General features: G+C 67.3%; 14 protein-coding genes. 4 read left to right on the forward strand and 10 right to left on the reverse strand.

Annotated elements, in window-relative coordinates; translation table 11 throughout:
- Positions 1-23: 23 nt before the first annotated feature.
- Positions 24-1856, reverse strand: a complete 1833-nt coding sequence (locus LZC94_41815; protein ID WXB14351.1) for a PAS domain-containing protein — start codon at positions 1854-1856, stop codon at positions 24-26.
- 204 nt (positions 1857-2060) lie between these two features.
- Here LZC94_41815 and LZC94_41820 point away from each other — a divergent pair, with 204 nt between their 5' ends.
- Positions 2061-2690, forward strand: coding sequence for a sigma-70 family RNA polymerase sigma factor (locus LZC94_41820; protein WXB14352.1), 630 nt, complete (start codon positions 2061-2063; stop codon positions 2688-2690).
- The gene (locus LZC94_41825; GenBank protein WXB14353.1) at positions 2687-3016 is read left to right on the forward strand and encodes a hypothetical protein; all 330 of its coding nucleotides are present in this window, start codon (positions 2687-2689) and stop codon (positions 3014-3016) included. Before LZC94_41820 ends, LZC94_41825 begins: the two co-directional genes overlap by 4 nt.
- Positions 3017-3113: 97 nt before the next feature.
- Here the strand turns inward: LZC94_41825 and LZC94_41830 are convergent, their stop codons facing one another.
- The 5 genes from LZC94_41830 to LZC94_41850 form a co-directional block, all read right to left on the reverse strand.
- Entirely contained in the window at positions 3114-3887 is a 774-nt protein-coding gene (locus tag LZC94_41830) for a Stp1/IreP family PP2C-type Ser/Thr phosphatase (protein ID WXB14354.1), read from the reverse strand.
- A 198-nt stretch (positions 3888-4085) separates the two neighbouring features.
- On the reverse strand, positions 4086-4718 hold the full coding sequence (locus LZC94_41835; protein WXB14355.1) for a hypothetical protein: 633 nt from the start codon (positions 4716-4718) through the stop codon (positions 4086-4088).
- Positions 4719-4963: 245 nt separating this feature from the next.
- Positions 4964-5524 carry a hypothetical protein gene (locus LZC94_41840; GenBank protein WXB14356.1) on the reverse strand — a complete coding sequence of 187 codons (561 nt, stop codon included), beginning with the start codon at positions 5522-5524 and terminating at the stop codon, positions 4964-4966.
- 47 nt (positions 5525-5571) lie between these two features.
- Positions 5572-6375, reverse strand: a complete 804-nt coding sequence (locus LZC94_41845) for a PDZ domain-containing protein (GenBank protein ID WXB14357.1) — start codon at positions 6373-6375, stop codon at positions 5572-5574.
- A 462-nt stretch (positions 6376-6837) separates the two neighbouring features.
- The gene (locus tag LZC94_41850; GenBank protein WXB14358.1) at positions 6838-7710 is read right to left on the reverse strand and encodes a DUF975 family protein; all 873 of its coding nucleotides are present in this window, start codon (positions 7708-7710) and stop codon (positions 6838-6840) included.
- A gap of 92 nt (positions 7711-7802) precedes the next feature.
- Between LZC94_41850 and gluQRS the strand changes: the two genes are divergently transcribed.
- Positions 7803-8714, forward strand: coding sequence for a tRNA glutamyl-Q(34) synthetase GluQRS (gene gluQRS / locus LZC94_41855; protein WXB14359.1), 912 nt, complete (start codon positions 7803-7805; stop codon positions 8712-8714).
- 17 nt (positions 8715-8731) lie between these two features.
- Here gluQRS and LZC94_41860 read toward each other — a convergent pair whose 3' ends face one another.
- Genes LZC94_41860 through gpmI form a run of 4 tightly spaced genes read right to left on the reverse strand, consistent with a single transcriptional unit; the run spans position 8732 to position 13970 of the window.
- Entirely contained in the window at positions 8732-9907 is a 1176-nt protein-coding gene (locus tag LZC94_41860; protein ID WXB14360.1) for a serine/threonine protein kinase, read from the reverse strand.
- A 15-nt stretch (positions 9908-9922) separates the two neighbouring features.
- On the reverse strand, positions 9923-10966 hold the full coding sequence (locus LZC94_41865) for a LysM peptidoglycan-binding domain-containing protein (protein WXB14361.1): 1044 nt from the start codon (positions 10964-10966) through the stop codon (positions 9923-9925).
- Positions 10963-12420 (reverse strand): serine/threonine protein kinase, encoded by a 1458-nt coding sequence (locus LZC94_41870; protein WXB14362.1) that lies wholly within the window; start codon positions 12418-12420, stop codon positions 10963-10965. The genes LZC94_41865 and LZC94_41870 overlap by 4 nt, the downstream gene beginning before the upstream one ends.
- Positions 12417-13970, reverse strand: a complete 1554-nt coding sequence (gpmI, locus tag LZC94_41875; GenBank protein ID WXB14363.1) for a 2,3-bisphosphoglycerate-independent phosphoglycerate mutase — start codon at positions 13968-13970, stop codon at positions 12417-12419. Before gpmI ends, LZC94_41870 begins: the two co-directional genes overlap by 4 nt.
- A gap of 148 nt (positions 13971-14118) precedes the next feature.
- On the opposite strand from gpmI, the gene LZC94_41880 reads away from it, so the two are divergent.
- On the forward strand, positions 14119-14820 hold the full coding sequence (locus LZC94_41880; protein ID WXB14364.1) for a ribonuclease HI: 702 nt from the start codon (positions 14119-14121) through the stop codon (positions 14818-14820).
- The last annotated feature ends 44 nt before the right edge of the window (positions 14821-14864 follow it).

The raw sequence follows: 14864 nt of genomic DNA on the forward strand, positions 1-14864 counted from the left end.
GCGGCCGAAGATCCTACCCTTCATCATGCTCCGCTCGGCAAGGTGAAGAAAAAGATCGTGCCGGACGGGCCCGTCTCGGCCCAGAAGCGCCCACCATGTGCCGCAACGATTGCCTTGGCGATCGCGACGCTTAAACCGATCGCGTGACCATCGCGATCACGCTGGCGCGTATTGCCCGCGAGGAGCCGATCGAGGTGCTCGCGCGGGATGGATTGCCCTTCGTCGCCGACGCCAATCTTGACCTCACCTTGCGCGGCCTCGAGATGCAATGTCAGGCGCCCGCCCCGCGGTGTGACGCGCACGGCGTAGGCAATGAGCCGCGAGAGTACGTGCACGATGCGCCGGCGATCGCAGAGCACCGAGAGGCGCGGGGCCGCGCCGCGCATGAGGGTGAGCGCCTTTTCGCTGATGGCCGAGCGATTCATCTCGATCGCCTCCAGGACGATGGCCGAGGGATCGTGCTGTTTGGTGTCGAAGGCCACGGTGCCGGCTTCGAGCTGCGCCAAGTCGATGAAGCTCTGGAGGAAGGCGAGCATCCGTTCGGATGTGCGCCACACGTTCTCGAGGCGCTGGCGATCGACGTGGGACTCGGGGTGAATGGTCTTCAGAAGAATGCCCACATCGTTGATGACCGACGCGAGAGGGTTCTTCAGATCGTGCGAGAGGACGTCGAGCAGATCCTCCTTCATGCGCACCGATCGCTCGGAGTCGCGATAGAGCCACGCGTTCTCGATGGCCAAGCTCGCCCGGCGCGCCAGCTCCTCGGCAAACTCGCGATCGTGGAAGCCGTAGCGCCGGTTCGAGGTGGTGGACCCCATCGAGATCGCCCCCACCACCGAGCCGCGCGCAAAAAGCGGGGCATGGATGAGCGAGCGAAGCTCCAGGCGGCGGTACATGGCGAATAGCTCGTCGTCGGATTCACTCCAATCACGGGAGGCCACCCGCGACGCAAAAACTTCCGACAGCTCGGTCGTGAGCTCGCTCTCGCCGGTGGCCATGACCCGACCCGGGCCGATGGGATCATCGGAACGCGGCGGACGTCCGTTGGACAACTGCCACGCTATGGCGGCCTTGGCGGGGTCTACGTGCGCAAGCTCGACCCGATGGATGTCGGCCAGCGACTCACCCACGAGATCGACGGCGAAGAAGTCGGCGACCTCGGGCACGGCAATCTTTGCGAGGCTCGCCAAGGTGGCCTCGTAGTCGAGCGATGTGGCCAGGACGCTGCTCGCCTCGGAGAGAAACCGGATCTGCACCTCGACCCGCTTGCTCTCGGTGACGTCGACGACCGCCGCCGCCATGCGGATGGGTGTGCCGCGCGCATCCCACTCGGCCTGGCCCCGCGCGCTGCACGTGCGGTAATCGCCCTGCGGACCGCGCACGCGAAAGCTCACGAAAAACGGGGAGCGGCGGTCGAGGTGTGCTTGCAGGGCGGCCGATACGCGCGGGCGGTCTTCGGGGTGAAGGCGCGCCATGAATGCATCGAGGCTCCCGCGAAACGAATCCCGCGATACGCCGAGGATGGCGAGCATGCGGTCGCTGTACTCGACCGTGCCGGCGCGGATGTCCCAAAACCATAGACCGTCTTCGGCCGCCTCGGCGAGCAGGCGATGGCCCGCCATGCTCTCGTGAAGCGCGCCCTGCGCCACTTTCGCCTCGTCGGTCAGGCGCTGGACCTTGGCCCGAAGCTCGTCGACCTCTCGCTCCAGATCCTGTACGCGCTCGGAGGAGGGCGGTGACACACTCGCCCGCTCCTGGCTCTCATCCGCGGCGGTCACCTCACCGGCACCCTCCTCGTGCTTCCCGTGCTCCTCGGATGCCGATGTTGCATCGTTCTTTGCGCTCGAATTGAACATGGGGTGTGAGGGCTCCGCGCACGCGCGCGTCGATTGTCATCTCGGGAGATGACCGCAAGGCCGCGCCCGTCGCGAAAGTGGGCGGAACTTCGGCGTTCGTGGTGTGTCCAAACGAGGGATTCATCATGGCACGGTCACCTGCGCCGCGCCTCTTGGAGTTTGCTTGGAACGGGACGACTCATGCACGATGGGCGCTAGACCAACGTGGCGCTAGCGGACGATACGGAGTTCAAGCTGATCGAGCGGCTCGTCCGGCGCGACGAGCATGCGTTCAGTGAGCTGGTGCAGCTCTACGAAGGGCGGGTCTTCTCGCTGGTGCTGCGGTTCCTGGGGAACCGGGCCGAGGCCGAAGAGCTCTCGCAGGAGGTCTTCGTTCAAGTCTTCAAAGCCATTGGAAGCTTTCGCGGAGACAGCAAACTTTCGACTTGGATATACCGAATTGCGATCAACTTATGTAAGAACCGGTCCAAGTACCTGAAGCTCCGGCGAGCTCACGAGGCCGCCGTGGTCGGGCCGACGGAGCTCCGGGCTTCGCGCGGCTGGGAGGACGGCGATGGGGCGTCCCCGGCCGCGGGCGCCCACGCGGGCCAGTCGCCGCGCCCGGACGAGATGCTGGCCGGCAAGCAGCTCGAGCAAATCGTGCAGCGGTCGATCCTGCGGCTGGAACCGAGCTTTCGCGAGTGCCTCATCTTGCGGGACGTCGAGGAGCTCAGCTACGAGGAGGTCGAGCAGATCACCAATCTGCCGGCCGGCACCGTGAAGAGCCGCATCTTCCGCGCGCGTGCCATGCTTAAAGAGATGGTCGAGCGCGAGCTCGGGGAGAAAATTCGATGACCGACGACCCGACGCCCAAGCCGGATGCCGCGTCCGCGCCGGAGTCCCACGACTCCGTGTCCGACGCCGCTCTCGACGAGCAAGAGCGCAGCATGCGTTCGCTCTTCGCGAGCATGTCATCCATGTCTGCACCCGACGCACCCCGCCCGCCCCTTCTCCTCCCCGGGGTGCAGCGAAAGCTCCGCGAGCGCTCCCGCGGAAAATTCTTCGGCGACGGCTGGAGCACGTCGCCCTCCCGCGCCAGCTATGGCGTGGTCGCGCTCATCATGCTGCTCATCATCGCCATCGCCTACTTCGCCCTAGGCCCCACCGGCCTCTCCGGCTAACCACCGTCCCGGCCAACCACCGTTTGCCACGCAGGGACGCTCGACCGCACCCCGCCGGCTACGGCCTCCCGCAGGAGAACCTCTCGTTAGCGACCGATCAAGCCACCCAGCGGGCAAGAATGACCGTAATGTTGTCCGGCCCGCCATTCTCGTTGGCCCGGGCAATCAACCGGGCCGCCGCCGACTCCAGATCCGGGGCGTTGACGACCAGATCGAGCATCTCCGGATCGCTCAAGGGCCCGGACAGACCGTCGGAGCACAGAAGGTACGTATCGTTGGCGCGCGGCGTCTCGAAGCGGGTGTCGACCTTGACGGTGTCCTTCATCCCAAGGGCGCGTACGATGACGTTTTTGTGCGGAAAGTTGGCGATTTCCTCGGGCGTGAGGCGCTTCATCTTGATGTAGTCGTTGAGCAGCGAGTGGTCCTCGGTGAGCTGCTCGATCTTGCCGTCGCGAATGCGGTAGCCGCGCGAGTCGCCGACGTGGGCGATGTACACGCCGTCTTCCACCGCGAACATGGTGACGATGGTGGTCCCCATCCCGCGCTTGCCCGCGTCGCGTTGCGCCGTCTCGTAGATGCGGAGGTTCGCCAGCTTGATGCCCGTTATCAGCCGGTTCTCCTCGTAGCCTTTGGACCGGTCCATCTTGTAGGGCCACGTCCTCTCGGGATCTTGCGCGGTCGCCAGGAAGAACTCCTTCATGGCGTCGACCGCCATCTGGCTGGCCACCTCGCCCGAGGCATGTCCGCCCATGCCATCGGCTACGATGTACAGACCACTTTCCTCGATGATGGAGAAGTTGTCCTCATTGTGGTTTCGCTTCTTGCCAACATCCGTCTTACCGGCAAGTTCGATCCGGAGCGGTCTGGGCACCACCTCACCCACCCCTACGTTGCGCGTTACCACCCGGGAAGAGTGGCAAGGCGCGGGCAGAGGTGTCAAGGACCTCGCGCACTTGCAGCGCACAATGGCTGGCCGCCCGGGGGTCGGGCACTGAAAAGAAGAACACCCCGAACCGGCCCCCCCATCCGGTCCGAGGTGTGATAGAGGGCCGCCCCACGAGCGGGCGGGTCAATTGCACACGGAGCCCGCGTCGTTCGCCGGCAACCCGCCGCAAGACCGGAAAATGTGCCCCTTGCAGGTCTGTACGACGCAATGTCCCGCGTCCACCCCGCCGTCCTCGAGGACGCAGTCCGAGTCGGTCTTGCACGCGATGCGTCCCGGCACGAGCGCCTGAAGGCAGCCTCGCACGGTCGAGCACGAGCTGTTCACACGGCCGCCTCCGCCCCCTCCGCCGTTCACCGGCTGGTTGCAGCAGATCATCGCCCCCGCGTCCTGGGCGCAGTCATTGGTCTCGTCGCACGCCACGCGGCGCGGCGCCTGACAGGCGGGCGGGTTCTCGCAGGCGGCGCCTGCGTCCGGGTTGTTCCCGGGCAGGCAGCAGACCTGGGCAGGGACGTTGCAGCGCGTGGTGCCGCACGACACCTGTCCCGGATCGTAAGGCGACGATGTATCGGGACCGGCATCGCGACCGCCGCTGCCGCTGTCTCTCGGGCCGGGCCCCGAGTCCCGCCCGGTCGTCCCATCGGTCGAGGCATCGTCACCGGGCGGTAAGGTCGCATCGTCGCCGCTGCACGCGATGAACGAGGCGCCGGTGGCGAGGAGTGCGACGCCCAATGCAACCGCAAGGCGCGTGGTGTTCATGGAAGCCTCCCTGGCGAAGAAAGATCGTGCGCTCGCGAAGAACGGGTCTCCGCAAGGTCGCGGGCCGGGCGCCACCTCGTATCGATATCGAGGCAGCGCCGACCGAACGAACGATTCGTTTCAACGCCAGTGTAGCTCGATTCCGTGGCTCGAGCGAGGTTTCCCGCGCATATCGGGTGGGCTAACGCCTCATCCTTGGGAGCTCGAGCTCGGAGGCTATCTCATTTCAAATTTCGACCGATGCGCTAATTGCAACCCGGGATACCCCCGCAGGATGAAACGGAGAGACCGTTGCAGTTTTGCGTCGTGCACTTGACGCCCGTATCGCACTCCTTATCCGTCTTGCACAACTGGTACTTGTTATCGGTACGCTTGCAATTTGCGCTCGGCTTGCAAGCGACGAGCGGGGTGCTCACGGTGATGTCCACGCAGCAAACCTCACCGGTGTTGCAATCGGGCTGCTCGTCGCAATGAATTTCGATGGCCCCGTTGCACGCGGGCCCCGCGGGGGGGTTCGCGTTGCACGCTTGCTGCCCATTCGATTGAACACAGCAGTTGTGATCTGCGGAGCTGCAGACCGCGCCGTTGCACTTGATGCTCTTCGGATCGGACGGTCCCGCCTCGAGCGGGCCCGCGTCGGGTGGAGGGTTGGTACCCGTGTCCGTGTTGGTGCTGCTGTCCGTCGACCCGTCTTTGCCGGCCGGCGGTGGATTGTTGGATGAATCGCTGCTGCTGCACGCGACGAATCCAGCGCTCGATACGAGAATGCCAATTCCCAAAGCTGCCGCTAGGCGCACCATATTCATGATGTCTCCTTCCCTCCCCCATCGTGAAGCAAGCCTTCGCAGCGACTCTACGGAGGCGCGCGAAGGACGACCGAGACTTCTTTGAATTTTTCCGACTCCAGCACGAGGAGCTTTACCGTTTCGCCCACCGAGTGCTTACTAATGCGATCGGCGAGTTTCTCCGGCGTGTCAACTGGATTACCGTCCACGGCGACGATGAGATGCGCGAGCGCCTGATCGGTATTCGTTTTGAGACCCGCTTTTGCCGCGGGGCTGGCCGGAGCAATGGCCATGACCCTCACGCCACGGGTGTTGCCCATGGCATCGGGCGCGCCCACGATGCCGAGCCACGGTGAAGGTGACACGGCGTTCATGGGGGTCTTCATGAGGAAATCGCGAATCGCTGCAACCGGTGCACCATAGATGCTCGAAATGCAGATGGGCGCCTCGACCGGTTTGCATGCGCGGACGAGAATTCCGACGACCCCACCCGAGGCGTCGACCACCGGGGCGCCGGCGACGAGCGAGGCGCGGGCCTCGAGCTCCAGCGCCTCGGACAAGGTGCCACCATCTTTGGCCCGCGCATCGACACGCCCCTTCATGCGCCCCGATACCGGCGACGTGCGCCCGCCAGAGAGGAAGATTCGGAGCTCGCTGGTCGACGGATCCGCTTCGCTCGCGGTGAGGCCGTCGGTCCATTTTCCCGACAGCGGGATCAGGAGCGCGAGATCCCAAAGCGCGTCCTTGTGGCCCAAACGGGTGCGCACCGAGTGGCCGTCGGCGTAGCGCACGTCGACCTGCTCGGCGGCGCGAAGACAGCTCAGTGACGTGAGGATGCGACCGTCACCCCCGAGTACGGTGCCGATGCCCAAGGTGCGACCACCTTGCTCCACGGTGACAATCCCGCGACGGGCGTCGGCCCCCTCGCCCGCACCCGCCTTGGCCGGCGCAGGCTTCGCCGCGGGTGCACCCTGCGCGCCAACAGAACCTCCAGGAGCTGCCGGTGCAGCGGGCGCCGTTTGCCCCGCGGGCGGCGGCGATGGAGGTGGGGTTTGATCGCCGCCGGGCGGCAAGGTGGGGAGCGCGCGCGCGGTTCCTGCGAGCGCCGCAAGCAAAACGAAAGCAGTAAGCACCGGACGAGCGCCGGCGATATATGAAGAGGCGCGATTCATCGCAGCAAACATGATAGCGCGCGCGAACGAGCGCGCCCATCGTCCGTGCGAAAAGAGCGCGTGAGCCGGCCATGCGGCGACGCGCAATGCCGTTGAGTCGGTCGCAACCAGGGGAGATCACGCGACGTTGCGACAGACCGTCGCGAGCCGGGTCACACGCGGTCAACCATAGGGGCCGGGCGGGCGGTATCCAGGTCCGGGTCCGGGTCCGTAGCCTGCTCCGGGCCCGGGTCCGGGGCCATAGCCGGGTCCAGGTCCATAGCCGGGTCCAGGCCCATAGCCGGGGTAGCTCGGCTGCGAATAGACGCTCATGGCCACGCCGCGACCGGAGATCCGAACGTAAACGATGGCGTTGGCGACCATGACGACGGGGATGGCCACGAAGTAGCCGATGCAGCAGGCGATGACCCCAACCAGGCAGATGCCGGCGGACGCGAGGCCCAGAAGGAACAGGCCTCCCTTATGACCTTTGGTGGCCTCCCAGCTCGCCTTCATGGCGGCGATCGGCCCCAGCCCGACATCGATGACGTAGTACGACGCAAGGCTCAGACCGAGGTAGAGGATGACGCCGGGCACCAAAAGCAGCAGAAATCCGAGCCCGACGACCAGCCCCGTGAGGAGCCGCTGCCCGAGCAGGGGCAGGTACCGGTTGCCGCCCGAGAACAGCATGGCGAAATCGGCCTCTTGACCGCGCGCCACGGCCAAGGAGATGCGGGTCAGCCCCAGCACGAAGAACGTGCCGATGACGGTGCCGACCAGCTGCGATACGCCGTAGACGATCCAGTACTGCAGCGAGTTGGACTCGACGGCCTTCGTGGCGACCAACACGGCGGGCAGCCCCGCGGGCACAGCGGAGACGAAGCCGGTGATGAGGAGGGCCCCGATGAGAACGAGCCAGGAGCGCTTGAAGCCCTCCCACGCGAGCTCGAGGGTTTCGCCCACCGCCCAAGGTTGCGGGCTGTTGGTGACGACGGGACCACCGGGACCGCCACCCGGCATGGCAGCTTGCGGAGCTTGATACGGATTGTAATTCACACGCCTTCTCCTGAGTGGTACCGAAACACACCTTGGTTCGTTCGTCGATCCCAATCCCCTCGGGAAGCGCACGACCGGCGTCCGAACGAATCGTGACACGATTCGCCCCCTCGCCCACGGGGGACTTGCACCTCGGCGGGGCCTATGTGGCGCTGGCCTCGTGGTGGATGGCGCGGCGCCAGGGCGGCGCGTTGGTGCTGCGGGTGGAGGACATCGACGCGCCGCGGGTGGTGCCCGGATCGGCGGAGCGAATTCTCGAGGACCTGCGCTGGCTTGGACTGGATTGGGACCAAGGTCCCCTGGTGCAGTCGGAGCGGTTGCCGCGCTATGCGCGCGCGCTGGAGACGCTCCAGTCCCAGGGGCTCGTGTACCCGTGCGACTGCTCGCGGGCCGATATCGCGCGGGTGGCGAGCGCGCCGCACCTCGGCGAGGAGACGGTGTATCCGGGCATCTGCCGCGAGCTCGACCCCGCGCGCCCCATGAAGCGACCGCCCGCGATGCGGCTTCGGGTGCCCGATGCTCGGGTGTCCATCCACGATGCGCTGGCGGGCGAGCTCTCGCAAAACCTGGCGCGCGATATCGGCGATTTCGTGCTTCACCGCGGCGATGGTATCTACGCGTACCAGCTGGTCGTCGTCGTGGACGATCTGGAAATGGGGATCACGGACGTGGTGCGCGGCATCGATCTGCTGGCGTCGACGCCGCGGCAGATCCATCTGGCGCAGCTGCTCGGCGCCGCGCCCCCTCGGTACCATCACGTGCCGCTGGTGCTGGACACCGACGGGCAGCGGCTGGCCAAGCGCACCGCAGGCGCCCACCTTCGCGGGCTGCGCGAGGCCGGGGTTTCACCGGAGGAGGTGCTGGGCGAGCTCGCGTTCGGGCTGGGCCTCACGGCGTCGCCGGAGGCGTGCTCGCGGGACGAGGTGCTCCGCTCGAGCGCCGAGCAGCTCGCGCCCCACACCTTGCGCATTCCAGCGCGGTGGTCGGCGCGTCGCTCGGGGTGAGCGCATCCGCCGCGCGCTCACGGCGTGCGCTGCGAGAGCCAGACGCCAAAGGCGATGCTCAGCACGATGGCGAGCGCCCAGACGAGGGCCCATCGGGTTCGTTCGACGCGGGGTGAAGGCGGCTCGGTGCGCGGGGCGCTTGGAACGGACGAGGTGCGCGGCGATGGCGACGCGCCCGTAGACGACGAGGCGCTGCGAGAGGGCGGAGCGCTGGGCGAAGACGGTGTGCTGCGAACGTGGGGCAGCGGGACGGTGGCCTCGCGTGGAAGGCCGGGGGCGACGCCGTCGACATCGGACGGCGCGTGACGGGCGTGCTCGAGGGCGCGCGCCAAGTCCGAGGCGCTCGCGTAGCGTTCGTCGGCGGATTTGGCGAGGGCGGAGTAGACGATGGAGGCGAGCGCCGGCGGGATGCCCGACGCTTCGCGATCGAGCGGCGGCGGGTCCATGGTCATGTGGGCGGTGAGCACGTTGAGCGGGCTGGAGCCGCGGAACGGCACTTTTCCCGTGAGGAGCTCGTAGAGGATGACGCCCAGCGCGTAGATGTCGCAGCGCTCGTCCAGCTCGTCGCCGCGCGCTTGCTCCGGCGCCATGTACTCGGGGGTGCCAAAGACCATGTTGTGCGAGGTGAGCGCCGTGGTGCCGGTCCCGCCGGGGCCGGTGATGATCTTCGCCATGCCGAAATCGACCACGAAGGCGTGCTCCCCATCGCGCAGGAGCACATTGGCGGGCTTCAAATCGCGATGGATCACGCCCTGCCGGTGGGCATCGCTCAACGCCGAGCAAATTTGAAGTGCGATATCGATGACGCGCGCGCCGGACGCGGGCCCCTCGGTCGCCATCCATTGCTCGAGCGAAGGTCCCTGCACCTTGGGGATGGCCATATACAAAAGGCTCGCCGACGTCACCGGATCGGCGATCTCGCCAAAGTCGAGGATCGGACAAAGATGCTCGCCGCGCAGCCGGCGGAGAATGGCCGCCTCGCGCGTGAAGCGACCGCGAATCTGCTTGTCGCCCAAGAGGTGCGGGTGAATGACCTTGAGCGCGATGCGCTCGCCCGCGGGCTCCGCCTCCGGACGCGCGTCGTACACGATCCCGGTCGCGCCCTCGCCCAGCACGCCGCAGATCACGAATCGTTCGCCCAGGACGTGCCCCGCCTCGAGCGGACGACGGGTGCGCGAGGTGGACGCATCCATGGCGCGCAGCGCAGCCTAGTGGTCCCGCGACCCGTCGCGCGGTGCGCGCGGCGCTGCGGGGGCGGAGGATCCCGAGGCCCCCGACGATGCCGCCGACGCGGCCGGCGCCGATGACGCGGGCGAAGGCGCCGGCGCGGGGCACGCGCTCCGAACCTTGGGCGAGACGAACGCCGGATCCCACTTGGCCGCCGGATCGTTCTGACGAAAGGCGGCGCACGCTCCTGCCGCGGCGCCCGGCGCATCGAGCGCCACGTACGCGTCGAGCAGCCCGCGGTGCACGGACGCGAGCTGCACCTTCGTGAGCTCGCCGTTGCCGAGCAGGCGATTGCCGCGGATCACCACCTCGACATAGCGGCCCGCGCGAAGATCGGCGAGCAGCACCGGCAGCTCGGCGTCGGCGCGGCGCTGGGCGTCGAGGGCCCGGCCTTCGGCGCCGTGACCTTGCTCCAAACCGGAGTGCGACTCGCGCTTGCCCTCCTCCGTCAAGGCCAAGTCGAGCAGCGGGATGAGCACCACATCGCCGCGCTTGAGCGGCAACGCGCCGGTGGCCGAGGCCTTTCGGCCGTTGTACGCCTCGAGCTCCCACGCGCGGTTCGCGTCGTTCATGTAGCGATGCGCGAGCTGGTCCATGCGATCGCCGTCGGCGGCGATCACCGTGAGCACGTATGGGATTTGAATCTCCTGCCCCTCGACCGGCGGGATCCACGCCACGCCATGATTGAGCCGCGCGAGCACGTCGGCGCGCTTGCCATCGCCCAGCCACTCGAGCGCCAAGGTGATCCACGTCTCGGCCGCGTTCACGCGATGGTAGCCGGGCGCCGGGATCTCCAGGCGCATCCCCGGCACCGGCGCGCTCCCGCCCTGCACATCGAGAAAATTCGCGCCCGCCAGCACCGATTCCAACTTCGGATTTCCATAGACGCGCGTGGCGATGGCCGCCAAGGTCTCGCCCGGCCTCACCACGTGCGGAAAGGCACCGGCCGGTGCGCTCGTCCCCATCACGGCCGCAAAGGCCGCGGCGCCCGCCGCCAATAGGTGCACATTACACATGTTCGTCACGGGGACGCATCCTTGCTGGCTGCGCCCGCAGCGCCCCCGGCCGCCGCGCCCAAGGCGGCACCCGCGGCGCCGGGGAGCCCGGGCTTTGCCGAAGGTGAGTCCGCGAGCGCGCTCAGATCCATGGTGACGTCGAGGAGCGCCGTTTCGCCGGGCGCGATGGTGACGGGTCGCTTCTGCATCGGTGCGTTCGGATGCACCAAGGTGACATAATGCGTCCCGGGCGAAAGTGGAATCGGACGCGCGAAGGGGGTCGTGTCGATGCGCTGCCCATCCACGAACACCTCCGCCCACGGTGTGACGACGACCCGCAGCTGGCCCATATTTTCGGGGAGGAGCTCCAATGCGCGATCGCCCGACCCATTGTCGTGCGTGCCCAGACGCGAGAGCTGCAGAGCGCCACCGGCCGCCACGATGAGAAAGCCAATCACGCCGAAGCCGATGAGCGCACGGCGCAGAGGCGGGCGTCGCTCCTCGAGGACGTGCGCCAAGGTCACGTCGTCGGCCTCGGACTCCTTCAAGAGCCGCACCTTCACCAGCGCGCTGGTCAAGAGCTTGCTCCGCGGACCGCGCACCCGGTCGCGCACGAAGTCGTCGAGCAGATCGACCACCGCGTGCGCGGTGGCATAGCGATCGGCCGGGAGCTTCTCGAGCGACCGCATCACCACCGTCTCGAGCGCGCGCGGAACGTCGGGCGCGCGCACGCGCAAAGGCACCGCCGGATCGCGGCGAAGGCGCTGCGCGGCGCCGCGACGGCCTTCGTCGCCCCGCTCGAACGGGCGGGTGCCGGTGAGCATCTCGTAGAGCACCACGCCCAGCGAAAAGACGTCGCTTCGCGCGTCGACGAACTCGCCGAGCACCTGCTCCGGCGACATGTACGCGGGCGTTCCGAACGCCTCGTTCTCCTCCGAGCGCGAGGGCGGCAACGCCGTGCGCGCCAGCGGCTCGTCGGCCGTGGGGAGGTGCTCGCGCTGCGCGATCCCGAAGTCGACGATCTTCACCTCGCCGCGCTTGGAGAGGAGCACGTTCGACGGCTTGATGTCGCGGTGCACGATGCCGCGCTCGTGCGCGTGCGCCAGACCGCGCGCGATCTCCGCCCCCACGTGCGCCACCGTCTCCAGCGCCACGCGCCCCTTGCCGGCGCGCGAAATGAGCTCCGCCAGGCTGAAGCCCTCGATGTACTCGAGCACCAGGTACATCTTCTCCGACGTCTTCACGAAGTCGTGGCACAAGACGATGTTCGGGTGGCCGAGCTCCCCGAGCAGCCGCGCCTCGCGCTCCAGGTGCGCCGCGAAGGGCGAGGCCGGCGAGATGGTCGGCTTGAGCGCCTTGATGGCGACGGTTCGTTCGAGCGAAGGCTGGGCGGCCTTGTACACGGTCGAGACCGCGCCGACGCCCAGCTCCTCCAGGACGCGATAGCTGCCGAACAGGGGGAAGTCTTGACCGCGCTCGCTCACCCCGCCGCCCCGGGCGGCCCGTCTCCGTTGCCGCGCAAGGACACGCCCGTCATGGCCGAAGGCTGCGCGATGCCCAGGAGCTCGAGCATCGTGGGCGCCACGTCGCAAATGCGGCCGCCCTCGCGCAGGCGCGCGCCGCGATCGCGATCGTTCACATAGAGCAGCGGCACCGGGTTCAGCGTGTGGGCCGTGTGGGGCTCGCCCGTCGCGGGATCCTTCATCAGCTCACAGTTTCCATGGTCGGCGGTGATGAGCACCGCGCCGCCGCGCGCCCTGGCCGCATCGACGATGCGCCCCACGCCCGCGTCCACCGTCTCGACGGCGCGGATGGCCGCGTCCAAAAATCCGGTGTGCCCGACCATGTCCGGGTTGGCGAAGTTCACCAGGATGAAGTCGTACTTATCGCTCTGAATGGCCTTCTCCACCGTCTCGGCCACCCCCGCCGCGCTCATCTCGGGCTTGTGATCGTAGGTGGGCACGTCCTTAGGCGAAGGGATCATCGCCCGCTCCTCGCCTTGGAAGGGCTCTTCGCGTCCGCCATTGAAGAAATAGGTGACGTGCGCATACTTCTCCGTCTCGGCGCATCGGAACTGCGTGAGCCCCGCCCGCGCGAGGACCTCGGGGAAAATGTCCGGGTACGTCTCCTTGGGGAACGCGATCGGCAGCCCCAGCTTCGAGTCGTAGGTGGTCATGCAGGCGTAGTGCGTGAACGGCTGCGCGCCGCGCTCGAACTCGCGGAAGTCGGCGGTGGCCAAGGCGCGGGTCAGCTCGCGGGCGCGATCGGGTCGAAAATTGAAGTGGAGGCCCACATCGCCAGGACGCACACCCACGTAGTCGCCGATCACGATCGGCTCGACGAACTCGTCGGTTTTCTTGGCCGCGTACGACGCCTGCACACCCTCGTGGGCCGAGGCAAAGCGCGGGGCGTCGCCCGAAACGATGGCCCGGTACGCGCGCTCCACGCGGTCCCAGCGGTTGTCGCGATCCATCGCCCAGTAGCGTCCCGACACGGTACCGATGATGCCGCGCCGCGCGCCGCCCGCGCCGGCGAGCTTTTCCTCGATCTGGGCGAGATAGGTCGGCGCGGTTCCCGGTTGCACATCACGCCCGTCGAGAAACGCGTGGACGACGACGGAAACATCGGAAGCTTCCGCGAGATCGATGAGCGCCTTGAGATGTTCGAGCGAACTGTGTACTCCGCCATCGGAGACCAATCCGAACAGATGCAGCCGACCTCCCTGCTCCCGCGCGCCACGAACCTGCTCGAGAAGCGATCGAATGACGGCGTTGTCGCCCAGCGATTTCTCGTAGACCGAGCGATCGATGCGGGAGATGTCCATCATGGCGATGCGGCCGGCGCCGAAGTTCAGGTGCCCCACTTCGCTGTTGCCCATCTGTCCGGGTGGAAGCCCAACGTCGGGCCCGCTCGTTCCGATGAGCCCGTGCGGATAGTCGCGGTAGAGCGCGTCGAGCACAGGCGTTTTGGCCAGACGAACGGCGTTGTCGTCGCGCTCTTGGCGCTCACCAAAGCCGTCGAGAATGACCAGCACGAGCGGACGCGGGCGCGCCTGCGACGAGGTCGGGTCGGAAGGAGACGAGGACGAGGATGATTCCGACGCAGAACCAGCGAAACCAGATGCTACGCTTTTCGAGGGGGTGGTCATGGTAATGGCGAAAAAAAGGATGGCACACTAGACCATGCCCTGGGTAGAGGTTGCCTTTCGCGGGCAGAAGGTCCTGGCGCGCACCAAAGATGACGGTGCGTTGGATGTTCAACAAGGGCGCGTCGAAATTCGGTATCGTCCGACCGATGCGCGCGCCTACCGCGCGTCGCTCGGAAACATCACGCGCATCGAGGGAGCCGCGCTCCAGCCCGACGACACGTGCGTTTCGGGCGCCTTCGTTCCGCTGCGCACCCCCAGCGCGCCGTCGATCAAAGCGGCAGCGGCCGTGGTCCCGACGGCCACCGGCGACGGCCGCACCTGGATCGCCTACACCGACGGCGCCTGTTCCGGAAACCCGGGTCCCGCGGGCGCCGGCATCGTGCTCATCACGCCCGATGGAAAGACCACCGAGAGCTCCGAGTGGCTGGGGGAAGCCACGAACAACATCGCCGAGCTCACCGCCATTTTGCGCGCGCTGGAGGCGATCCCCAAGAACGCCACCGACGCGGTCATCCACACGGACAGCCAATACGCGATTGGCGTGCTCACCAAGGGCTGGCGCCCCAAGGCCAATCAGCAACTCATCGCCGACATCAAGCGCGAGCTCGCCGAGCACAAAGGCGTGCGCTTCGTTTACGTGCCCGGCCACGCCGGCGTGCCCATGAACGAACGCGCCGACTCCCTCGCCCGCGAAGCGATCCGCACGGGCAGCACCCGCCGCCTCGCGCCTCATTAGGCGGTTTTAGCCGGTCGCATCATCCCAGCGCCGGTGTACTCTGG

This window comes from Sorangiineae bacterium MSr11954, from assembly GCA_037157815.1.
GTDB lineage: Bacteria > Myxococcota_A > Polyangia > Polyangiales > Polyangiaceae > Pendulispora > Pendulispora albinea.

What these genes read in the sequence shown, in the direction of transcription:
- LZC94_41815 (WXB14351.1), bottom strand. Translation starts at nt 1,856, where the DNA reads ATGTTCAATTCGAGCGCAAAGAACGATGCAACATCGGCATCCGAGGAG.
- LZC94_41825 (WXB14353.1), top strand. Translation starts at nt 2,687, where the DNA reads ATGACCGACGACCCGACGCCCAAGCCGGATGCCGCGTCCGCGCCGGAG.
- LZC94_41835 (WXB14355.1), bottom strand. Translation starts at nt 4,718, where the DNA reads ATGAACACCACGCGCCTTGCGGTTGCATTGGGCGTCGCACTCCTCGCC.
- LZC94_41840 (WXB14356.1), bottom strand. Translation starts at nt 5,524, where the DNA reads ATGAATATGGTGCGCCTAGCGGCAGCTTTGGGAATTGGCATTCTCGTA.
- LZC94_41860 (WXB14360.1), bottom strand. Translation starts at nt 9,907, where the DNA reads ATGGATGCGTCCACCTCGCGCACCCGTCGTCCGCTCGAGGCGGGGCAC.
- LZC94_41880 (WXB14364.1), top strand. Translation starts at nt 14,119, where the DNA reads ATGCCCTGGGTAGAGGTTGCCTTTCGCGGGCAGAAGGTCCTGGCGCGC.